Raw genomic sequence first — 10,499 nt, forward strand, 5'->3', positions numbered from 1 at the left:
CGTGGAGTTGGCCGCGACCCCGTCGGCGAGGGCGAAGACGCGCGAGCCGCTCACGGGCGTGCCGAGCGAGAAGAAATCGGCGTCCCCGGCCGGGGAGATCGTCCCCTCGAGGCCGCACGTCAGGGCGCTCGCCGTCGCGGGAGTGCCGTTCGGCTCGGTCTCCCGGTTGCACCGATTGGCTTCGATCTTGTAGGAGCTGCCTGCCGTGAGCGAACCCTCGTCGACGATCGGGTAGACCGTCTGCCCCGCGGCGAGCGGGACGCAGATCACCTCCTCGGCGCTCCCGGTTGAGGTCCGATTCCCCGCTCCCAGGCACGACGTCACGACGTTCGGCGCGACCCCCGAGGGGCAGGTGGACGAGAGGTAGTGGACCAGGTTCGACGTGGCGCCGTAGTTCGTCACGCGGAACGAGTAGCTTCCATCGAACGGCGCGGTGAACGCATAGGCCGCGTCGCGCCCCACCGCCGCGGAGGAGACCTGCCCGATCCCCGTGAAACACGACGCGCCGGACAGCTCGTAGTCGTCGAAGGCGTGGGCGTTCGTTCCCGTGACGGGGGTGTCGAGCGCGAGCGACGTCGCGGCCAGACAGGTGTCGTTGGCCGGCGGGGGCTGGGAGTTGAGGCGGAGCTGCACCGCCGTGTTCCCGGCCGTCGGGTCCGTCCCGCCCACCTTGAAGACGACGACGTAATAGGTGGTACCCGCCACGAGGTTGGCGCTCGAGCTCGCCTGCAGGGCCTCTGTGGCGCACGAGTCGTCATCGCACGATCCCGGGACCTGCGTGAACGGCCCGCCGCACCCCCCCGAGGAGGTGTAGACCGCCACCACGGTGTCGTCGACGGTCGTGCCGGTCGGCGCGTCAGCGCAGCTCGAGATCGAGTAGTCGCCGCTGACGGTCGGGGTGAAGCTGTACCAGATGCTCCGCGTGACGCTGCTCTGGCAGGACGGGGCCGGCGGATCGCCCAACGTCGTCGCGTCGGTGATGTTCGAGGTGACCGACGTCAGGTAAGGGAACGGCCCCGCGCTCGGGATCGCCTCGGCCCCCGAACACTGATCGTTGGCGGGGGGATTGAGCGTGCGCCGCGTGACCCGGAGTTGCACCGCGGTGTTGCCGGCCGGGGGCGCCGTCGAGCCGAGGCGCCATACGACGACGTAGTACGTCGTCCCCGCGTTGAGCGACGTCGTGACGACGGCTTGGAAATCGCCGACGGTGCAGGAGTCATCGTCGCACGCCCCGACGACCTGGGTGAACGGGCCGCCACATCCCCCCGTCGAGGTGTAGATGGCGATGAGCGGGTCGTCGAGCGTCGTGCCGGTCGGCGCGTCCGAGCAACTGGAAATCGTATAGCTCGCGGTCGTCGTCGGCGTGAAGGCGTACCAGATGCTGCGGCTCAACGGGAATCCCGGCTGGCACGAGGGGGCCGGCGGATCGCCCGTCGTCGTCGCGTCCGTGACGTCGCCGGTCACCGCCGTCAGGTACGGGAAGGGTCCCGACGGCGCGATGACCTCACCGCCCGCGCAGGTGTCGTTCGACGGAATCGACTGGATCTGAAATCCCGAAAGAGCCTGGATACCGGGCGTGACGACCACAGTTTCCGAGGCGAGCGTCCCCGCGGGCGGCCCCTTGGACGTCGCGATCGGCGAGGTGAGCATCATGGTGAGAGCAATCGGGTAGACGGCGTCCGACGCCTCGACGACGAGTCGAAGCGCCGCCGCCGACGACTCCGGTGGAAAGACCAGCTCGAAGCGCGCCGGAAGATCCCGATCCTCCGCGTCCAGCGCGAGCAGGCTCCCGAGGTGAAGGACCTCCTCAACTCCGGGAGCAAGGAAGTAGGCGCTCCTCCCGTCGTCCGAGATCTTGCGCGCGAGGTTGCCCGCGATGGCGAAGTCGATTTGCACCGGCGCGGGACCCTCGGGAAGAGTCCCCTCCGGCGGCTCGTCGAAAATGAACGCGTGCTCGAGCCCCCGATCGTCGTTGACGTACCAGGCGTGGACCGTCGCCCAGTCCAGCTCGATCCGGTTGGCGCTCGCGGAGACCGTGGCGCGCCCTGGATCGCCCATCTCCCCGGAGTACCCGATGGACCGGATCGCGAGCCCCCACTTCCAGCCAGGGCTGGGCGTCGGCTCCGGGAGGATCGCGACCCCTCGCGAGGTGAAGTACGCGTGAATCCTCTGGATTGGGTTGCGCGCCTCATGAGACGCGACCGTCGGTGACGCAGCGGAACCGGCGCCGGTCGAAGTCACTTCATACGCAGGGTCCTGCGCCGCGACGGCCGCAGGCGGAGCGGTGACCGCAAACGCCACCATGCAGAGCGCGATGCGAAGTAGGCCGGCAAGCTCACTCCGGATCCAGCGGAATCCCGCGGGCCGGGGGATCGCTCCGTGGCCTCGGTGGGGCCGCGCACCCCCTCGGCCGCGGCGTCCCTCGCGCACCCTTCGCGCTGGAGTCCAAGCCGCTCGCCCCCCTTGGTCCGCCCCAAAGAAAAGAAAGGCAGGGCGAGTGAGAACCCGCCCTGCCTGTCAGAGCCTGGCCTACGTCATCCGCCTACGGGCAGGTGAACGTCCCGGCCGTCGTCTGCGCGCCGCAATCGATCACGACGCCGCAGTTGTCGAACTCCTCGTTCGCGTTGGTCAGCGCGGCGTTCAGGTCGGTCGCCGAGCACCCGAGAATCGCGTCGGCGCACGTCGGTCCGGACGCGAGGAAGGCGTTCGTCGCCGCGAGAACGTTTCCGATCGTCTGGCCCCAGGTGCAGGCGGGGTACTGGAAGGCGCGGCAGACGTCGTCGCCCGTCCCGAGCACCTTGTCTCCCCCAGAGGTCTTCGTGCACACGAGCGCGCCGCTCGACGGGATCTGGAAGCCGCTGAAGCCGGACGCCGTGAACACCGAGCTGCCGCCGAAGGTCGAGCAGCTCGAGAGGTAGTCGTTCAGTCGCGTGGCCATCGCCTGACCTGCGAGAACTCCGCCTCCCTCGCCTCGCGAGGCCGACTGCGCCGGATTGAGATCGGGTATCGCTCCCGGCGTGCCGTAGTGGGTGTCGGCACCGACGGCGCTGGGACCCGAAGTCTTGAAGCAGCCCGCCGTCGAGCCGATCGGCAGGTAGGCCTGGAGCGTCGCCAGGTTGTTGATGGTGACGGCGCGCGTTCCATGGATCCCCGCGGTCGTCGCATCGGGATCTCCCGCAAAGATGTTGCAACCTTGCGAGCAGGCGGCGGCGATGAATCCGCAGCCGGCGCCCGCGGTGGCGGGAGAGGACGGGCAGTTGGACGGAGTGCCTGCCGAGCAGGGTGCCGTCGCGATGCTGTTCGGAGCGCCGTAGGCGCCCTGTGTCAGGCCGCAGCAGAACGATCCGACCTCGTTCGAGCACGGCTGCGGTGGCCGCTCGCCGCAGTCCTCGATGACGTCCGGCGGAACGAATCCGTCGCAGTTGCCGGCGTCGATCGGGCAGGTTCCGAGGCAGGCCGCGCCGCTGACGCTGCACGTCCCGGCGGAGGCGCAGGAGTTGACGAAGCGGATTCCGGACGCCGCGCGGCTCCCGGTTCCCATGGGCGTGTTGTCGGCCGCCTCGTTGCCTATGGAGCAGTAGGCGACCGCCGCCGTGAAGCACCCGTCGCCGGGGGTGGTGACGCAGACGTCGATGGAGCTTCCCGTCGAGACGGCGGGGTAGGGAATGGCGAACTTGCAGGTGTAGACCGTTCCGCTCTCCGTGGACTCCGCGACGCACTCCTCACCGGTGTCGCAGTCGCCCTGGCTCCCGACCTGGCTCGCCTGGCAGGTGCCGTGCTTGCCCTTGACCCAGACGGTGGTGGCGCCGGTGCACTCGAGCGATCCGGGGGTGCAGGTCCCCGGGACGACGCAGTCGGTGTCGCTCGCGCAGGCGAACTCGGTTCCCTTGCATCGATGCGTGCCCGGGTTGCAGGTGGTGTTGAGGCTGCAATCCGACGTGCCGGAGCAGGCCTGGCCCGTTCTCGGGCCCGACGTGCACGTCCCGGCCGTCGCCTCGATGTGAATATGGATCGGGCTCCCAGGTGTGACGTCCCACTTCACGGGCTGCGGCTTGGTCGCGCAGGCGTCGTTGCCGCCGCAGCCGTCGTTGTCCACCGTCAGGGCGCCGCTTCCAACTCCGGCCCACGCGGGGGACGCCAGGGCGAAAGCGAGTACCCCGACGAGCACCGCGAGGGTGCGACTACAGTAGCTGAGCTGCTTCATCTTGATCTCCTCATTCCGGGATGGGTCGGATGTTCCTGTTCAGATTCGTCGACGATACGGAAGCGCCATCAGGGCCGCTGGCCTCTTCACGTCCCTCCTGCCATCCGTCACCGCACATGTGCATCCACTCCTCCAACCGATCCGGGCGGCTGCGGATGGCGAAACCCCGGATGGTCAGAACGCGAGCGCCCTTCAACGCCCCAGCGAAGAACACGGGCCGCTCATAACTTCTTACTTTGTAAGGGCTTATTTGCACGCACCGCATTCGTGCGCGGGGGCGGGAAAATTCACGGACCCGCGGCGCGGCACCAGCGCGTTGAGGGACACTTCTCAGGTGGGTGCGGGGCGAGCGCGTCGTGGACCCCCTCCACGCGTCGCGAGCGTTGACTTTACGAGCCGGCCCTCCTCACCGGCGGGCGGGCGGCTCCGACAAATCCCGACCGGCTCGCGCCGACCGGACAGACTCCTGATGACGCCTCATATACCACGATCCGGGACGTGGGTCCAGAAGTTTCCTGTAGGAAAATTCAGAGAATTCCTGTAATCGGTACGGGATTATTGGGGCGTCTCGAGCCCGTGCGCGGCGAGGACGGCCACCGCGGCGTCGCGGATCTCGCGCTTGCTCTCGGTCTGCGCGACGGCCCGGAGCACCTCCATCGCGAGATCCCCTCCGACGGCGCCGAGCGCCTGGACCGCGGCGAGCCTCACGCTCGCCGATTCGGCGAAGCCGATGAAGGCCTTGCGCGTGAGGATGTCGACGAGCGGCTGCGTCGCCTCCTTGAGCCCCATCCTGCCGGCGGAGGCGATCGCCTCCTGGCGCACCTCGGAGTCGAGGGAGGCGTACGGGCTGACCCGCTTCAGGATGTCGAGGACGATGCCGGGGGCGCGCTCGCCGCGCATGACCGAGAGGGCGCTCACCGCCGCCTCCTGGACCCCCCGGTCGGCGTCGCCGAGGAAGGCGATGACGAGCGATTCGCACTCCGGCGAGCTGAGGCGCGTGAGGGTGCGCACGAGCTCCTTCCGCACGCGCGGATCGGCGTGCTTCGCGATGCCCCGGAGCGCGGGCACGACCTCGGAGTCGCCGATCTCCCCCAGGATGTGCACGACGTTGCGCACGAGGTACCACCGGGCGTCCTTGAGCCTCTCGGTGAACGAGACGCTCGACCCCCGGCCCATCTCCTTGAGAAGAGCGACCAGCCGCGAGCGGTTCCCGCGATCGTCCTCCTCGGCGAGGCGGTCGATCAGGTAGTTCGCCGAGCGCGAGCCCCCTCGCTTCAGGATCTCGGCCGCGTCCAGCGAGCCGCCGTCCTCGCTCTGCAGATGGCGATCGGTGAGCACCTTGAAGAGCTTCTCGTTGCCGACGCGCGAGAGGGCCTCGGAGAGCCGCTCCCCCCGCTCGCGCACCAGAGGGTCGGCGGCGGTGGTGAAGGACTCCGCGCGCCGCATCAGCTCGAGCACCGCCCCGAGCTCACCGTTCCTCAGGCGCAGATCGGCGAGGAAGGCGATCCCCGCGGCGAGCCGGGTCTGCACCTCGGCGTCGGGCTCGTCGTGGATCCGCGCGAGGAACATCTCGGCGATCCGGCCGAGCATCGGCCCTCCCTTGCCGGTCTTCTCGATGAGCTGGAGGATGTACCGCGCGTTGTCCGCGACCTTCCGCCGCGTCAGCGCGTCCTCGACGAGCAGGCCGCTCACGTACTTCTGGATGAGGGCGGTCGCCTCCCGGATCTGATCGGTCGCGAACAGCTTGACGAGGACCTCCTTCACGCGCTGGAAGTCCACCTTGAAGAGGTAGTCGCGCTGGTTCAGGAGATGGAGGCGCCGCGCGACGTCGAGCTCGGCCCACATGAGGTGATCGACGAGGTCCTTGCGCTCCTCCTCGGTGATCCCCCGGATCCTGAGGCGCTCGTCGACGACCTGGAGGGAGCCGCTCCGATCCTGCCGCCACGTCGAGGTCCGCTCGAGGAGGTCGTGCACGCGCTGGAGATCCCCCCCCCCGTCCCCCTCGAGCTGGTGGCTCACCATCTCGGCCAGGGCGTCGGCGGGCATGCTCTCGACCGCGCTCGTCAGGTGGCGCCTCAGCGACCTCGGGCCCGTCTTGTCGAGGATGATCCGCGCGTGGTGCTCGGGGGCGGTGTGGGCGAGGATGCGCCCGAGATCCTTGAGGACGGCGGCGGGGTCGCGCCGCTTCTCCTCGAGGACGCGCTCGGCCATCCGCTCGAGGGAGTCGGCGACCGACTCCGACTGGGCGTCGACGTTGGTGGAGCCCGGGCTGCGGTCCCGGCGCACCGCCGCCTGTGACAGCGCGCGCGCGAGCCCTTCGGGGTCTTTCTGCATCAGCGAGTCGAGGCTCTCGCCCCCCTCCGTCTGCCCCCGCCCCGCGAGAAGATCCATCAGGGTCAGATCCGTCAGCAGATCCATCGTCTCGGGGACCCTCCCCACGCGGGCCTTGTTCACCGAGATCGAGGAGACCCCCTCGTCGAGGAGGACGAGATCGAGCCCTCCGCGCTCGTGCACCTTGTCCGCCTTGAGGAGAAGGGATCGGATGAGCTGCCCGTACTCCCCCTGCGTGGTGCCGGCGGCGAGCGTCAGCGTCTGCACCCCCCGATCGGTGAGCTCGCTGTAGACCTGCCCCGACACGACCCGGTCGCGATCGACGGGGAGACTCTCGAGCGTCAGGCGGCCGTCCGCGCGGGCGAGCGTGACCGACGCGCGCCCTTCGAGGAGGGGCTTCAGCTTCGAGTACGAGCGCCCGATCGATTCCTTCGCGCGGGGGTGGTCGACCGAGTAGAGCCCGACGTTCTTGAGCGAGAGCGCCAGCTCCTTGAGCCAGTCGTTGGCCGCGATGCGGAGCTCGGCCCCCTCGATCGCCTTCATGTTCGCTCGCCCGCCCGGGCGTACGGCCCGCGCGCGCCGCCGGACTTCGACACCAGCCTCACTTCCGTCAGGACCGCCCCTCGATCGATCGCCTTGATCATGTCGTACGCCGCGAGCCCCGCCACCGTCACGGCCGTCAGAGCCTCCATCTCGACGCCGGTCGAGGATCGCGTGCGCGCCGTCGCCTCGAGCTCGATGCGGCAGCCGGCGGCGTCGAGGGTCGCCTTCACCTCGACGTGGTCGAGGGGGATCGGGTGGCACAGCGGGATGAGCGACGAGGTCTGCTTCGCCGCCTGGATCCCCGCGATGCGCGCGACCGTCAGCACGTCCCCCTTCGCGACGCGGTTCCCCCGGACCGCGTCGAACGCGTCGCGGCTCACGTTCAGCGCGCCCCGCGCCACCGCCTCCCTCACGGTCTCGGGTTTTCCCGAGACGTCGACCATCCGGGCCTCGCCCTTCGAGTCGACGTGCGTGAGCGAGGGGCCGCCCTTCGCCGCCCGCTTCGCGCCCTTGCCCCCGACCGCCATCCCCTCAGGCTCCCGCGTATCCCGTCACCGTCACGCCGCGCCCGGCTCTCAGGGCGGGCATCGCCATCACCGGGTCGCCGAGCACCCGCCGCGGCACACCGAACGCCTCGACGGAGGAGAGGATTCCGGGCACGCTCAGCTCCACCCTGAGGCTCGCCACCGGCCGCGACACCTTGCCGTTTTCGACGAGAAAAGTCCCGTCCCGGGTGACGGCGCTCAAGCTGAGGCGGCTCATCTCCACCATGTTCACGTAGTGGAGGCGGCGGATCAAGAGCCCTCGGGACGCGCCCGCCACCAGCGATTCCGGCGACTCGGCCCCGCCGATCAGCAGCGCGGTCGACGCCCCCCCCGCGGGCTGCATCCCGTGCGAGCGGCTCCACACCGCCGACCCGGACAGCTCACGCAGCACGCCGCCCCGGATCCAGACACGACGGGAGCGCGGGATCCCCTCCTCGCTGAACGGGGCTGAGGAGAGCATGGTGTCGGCGGGATCGCTCACGAGCGTCACGTTCGCGCCGAAGACCGGCTCGCCGAGGGCGGCCCTCCCGCCGGGCCTCGAGAAGAAGGACCGCCCGCCTTCGACGAGGCGCGCGTCGAGCGAGAGGACGACGAACGGAATCAGCGCCGCGACGGCATCGGGGCCGAGGACGACGGCGAGCGGGCCGGGATCGCATCCCCTGAGGCTCGCGGCCGATCGCGCCGACTCGGCCGCGGCGAGGGAAAGGTCCGGGGGATGCAGCGCCGAGATCCGGTTCTCCTCGCGGCCCTCCCAGCCGACCCCGGTCCCGTCCCCGTTCCGGATGAGAGCCTCGAACCGGGCGAGCGACTCGCGATGACAGGCGAAGAAGCCGCGCGAGGTGGCCACGGCGAGGAGCGACTCGGCGGTCTCGACGCGCCCCCACGCCCCCCCCGAGACCCCCTTCGCCGCCGAGATCGCCGCGCGCGCCGCGTCGGCGCGGACGGCGGGGCCCGCCTCCGCCGTGTCGCTGAACCACGCGGCGACCGGCGTGACGGGGGACGCCCCCTCCTCGGGGCCGAGGTCCGGATCCTGGGACGCCGCGCCCGCGAGATCGAAACAATCCCTCACGGCGCGCGCGAGGCTCGCGGGGTCGAGGGAGTTCGACGTCACCGCCGCCCTGCGCCGCTCCGCGGTGCCGACGATCGTGATCTCGCGATCCTCCGTCCTCCCCTCGCCGGTCAGCGCCGAGGCGGAAAAGTCCAGGTGGGCGCGGGACGCGGCCCGGAGGACGACGCGGCATTCCGCGCCACGGGAGAGGGCGAGAACCTCATCGAGGAGGGCCTGCGACTCCTCGCGGGTCGGGATCATGGCTCACCCTGGAGGCCGGGCACGATGGGCACGGCCCGGAACCGCGCCGCGGGGGATCCGAAGCTGGCGCCGCGCTCCTGGGGGGGAACCCCCTTGACGTCCCGGAGCGTCCCCGAAGCCCCCCACGTCGCCTCCCCACCCACGCCGTCCATGGATTTCCAGAACGGGATCGCCGCCGCGCGGCAGGCAGCGCCGCGCACCGGCGCGCCGAGCTTGCCGCGGGCGATCGCCCGGACGAATCCGGGGACGATCTGGAAGCTGGTGCGCCCCGAGCTGACGCTCCAGCCCCGGGTTCCCACGCAGTAGAGGCCGCGCCCGATCCCGGCGATCAAATCCTCGACGCCGACCGGATCCCCCGCGGGCTCCACGGCGATGTTGGGGAGGCGCGAGAGAGGGACGTTTCCCCAGCCGTCCGCCGCGGCGGCGCCTCGCGACGCGGGCTCGCCGATCTGCCGCGCCTGCTCGCGGGTCGTCGCGAACCCCACGAGGATGCCGCCGCGCACCAGGGGCCACGACCCCGCGCGCACTCCTTCGTCGTCGTAGCCGGCCGTCGCCAGCCCGCCGCGCATCGTGCGGTCGGCGGTGACGTTCAGGCGCTCGCCGCCCAGCACCTTCGAGCCGAGATCCGAGGGGCGCGCGAGCGCGGTCCCGTCCGAGGGATCCTCGCGACCGAGGGCGACGTCGAGGTCGATGTACGGCCCGATCGTATGGAGGATCGCCGGCCATAGAGCCGAAGGATCGAGGACGAGGTCCATCGCCCCCTCGGCGACGACCGGCGCCCGGAGCGTCTGGACCGCCTCCTCGGCGGCCTGCGCCGCGCGGGCCGGCCGCAGCGCCTCCTCGGCATGCTCAAAGCCGGCCTGCGCCGCCGACGCGTCGAGGTCGCGGGAGGCGAAGGCCCCCGTCCGCGCGTCGCCGGCGACGACGGTGAGCCCCGGCCAGACGCGCGTGAAGTCCTGGTCGAGCCGCGACCCGCCGGTCGAGGCGAAGTAGACCGACTCGAGGGACGAGATGAGGAACGAGGTCACCGAGGTCGTGTCGGGAACGCGGAGCGCCTCCTGGTGCGCCGCGAGGAGGAGGGAGATCTTCGCCTCCGTCGAAACCTTGAACGGGTCCTTCGTGAGGGGCGTCTGCCAGGCGTCGAGATGCGCCGGCTCGGGCGCCAGCTCGACGGGGCCGGACATCAGTTTCCGGCTCTCGCGAGCCGCCGCGCAGGCCTCCTGCGCGATGCGGCCCAGCAATTGCGAGCCCGGGCCTCCGGCGGCCGCGAACCCCCATGCCCCACCGGCGAGGCACCGAACGCTCAACCCTTCGGATTCCGTGCGCTGGATCGGGGCGATGCTCTCGCCGCGCGCGCGAATCTCCTCGACACGGCGCCGGACGATGCGCACTTCCGCGTAGTCGGCGCCGGCGGCGCGCGCCGCATCGAGCGCCGCTTCGGCGAGATCCCTCATCCGAGGCCGAGCAGGAGACGATCCCGCGCGTCGATGCCGAGATGGCTTCCGATGAGGCGCGACTGCTCCGGGGTGAAGCGCCCGCGATCGATCCCCGTCGAGTGAGGAGACCA

Annotated in this window: 6 protein-coding genes; all 6 read right to left on the reverse strand. The window is 70.7% G+C overall.

All coding sequences use genetic code 11. The annotated features are described in order from the left end of the window. Positions 1-2,241 (reverse strand): hypothetical protein (locus HY049_14950; protein MBI3450200.1); only part of this gene is annotated, 2,241 nt, incomplete at its 3' end. Positions 2,242-2,542: 301 nt separating this feature from the next. Beyond that, complete coding sequence (locus tag HY049_14955; protein ID MBI3450201.1) at positions 2,543-4,204, reverse strand: hypothetical protein; 1,662 nt, start codon at positions 4,202-4,204, stop codon at positions 2,543-2,545. Between the two features lie 555 nt (positions 4,205-4,759). After that, on the reverse strand, positions 4,760-7,078 hold the full coding sequence (locus HY049_14960; protein MBI3450202.1) for a HEAT repeat domain-containing protein: 2,319 nt from the start codon (positions 7,076-7,078) through the stop codon (positions 4,760-4,762). Further along, positions 7,075-7,605: a cyclic pyranopterin monophosphate synthase MoaC gene (gene moaC / locus HY049_14965; protein MBI3450203.1), complete on the reverse strand. Its 531-nt coding sequence runs from the start codon at positions 7,603-7,605 to the stop codon at positions 7,075-7,077. The genes HY049_14960 and moaC overlap by 4 nt, the downstream gene beginning before the upstream one ends. 4 nt (positions 7,606-7,609) lie before the next feature. Continuing rightward, positions 7,610-8,932 carry a hypothetical protein gene (locus HY049_14970; GenBank protein MBI3450204.1) on the reverse strand — a complete coding sequence of 441 codons (1,323 nt, stop codon included), beginning with the start codon at positions 8,930-8,932 and terminating at the stop codon, positions 7,610-7,612. After that, entirely contained in the window at positions 8,929-10,386 is a 1,458-nt protein-coding gene (locus HY049_14975; GenBank protein ID MBI3450205.1) for a TldD/PmbA family protein, read from the reverse strand. The genes HY049_14970 and HY049_14975 overlap by 4 nt, the downstream gene beginning before the upstream one ends. Positions 10,387-10,499: the final 113 nt, after the last annotated feature.

The sequence above is a fragment of the Acidobacteriota bacterium genome (assembly GCA_016195325.1).
Classification (GTDB): domain Bacteria; phylum Acidobacteriota; class Polarisedimenticolia; order JACPZX01; family JACPZX01; genus JACPZX01.

Bases quoted from the DNA above. Each gene is read 5' to 3' on its own strand.
- HY049_14960 (MBI3450202.1), bottom strand. From the start codon at position 7,078: ATGAAGGCGATCGAGGGGGCCGAGCTCCGCATCGCGGCCAACGACTGG.
- HY049_14970 (MBI3450204.1), bottom strand. From the start codon at position 8,932: ATGATCCCGACCCGCGAGGAGTCGCAGGCCCTCCTCGATGAGGTTCTC.
- HY049_14975 (MBI3450205.1), bottom strand. From the start codon at position 10,386: ATGAGGGATCTCGCCGAAGCGGCGCTCGATGCGGCGCGCGCCGCCGGC.
- moaC (MBI3450203.1), bottom strand. From the start codon at position 7,605: ATGGCGGTCGGGGGCAAGGGCGCGAAGCGGGCGGCGAAGGGCGGCCCC.
- HY049_14955 (MBI3450201.1), bottom strand. From the start codon at position 4,204: ATGAAGCAGCTCAGCTACTGTAGTCGCACCCTCGCGGTGCTCGTCGGG.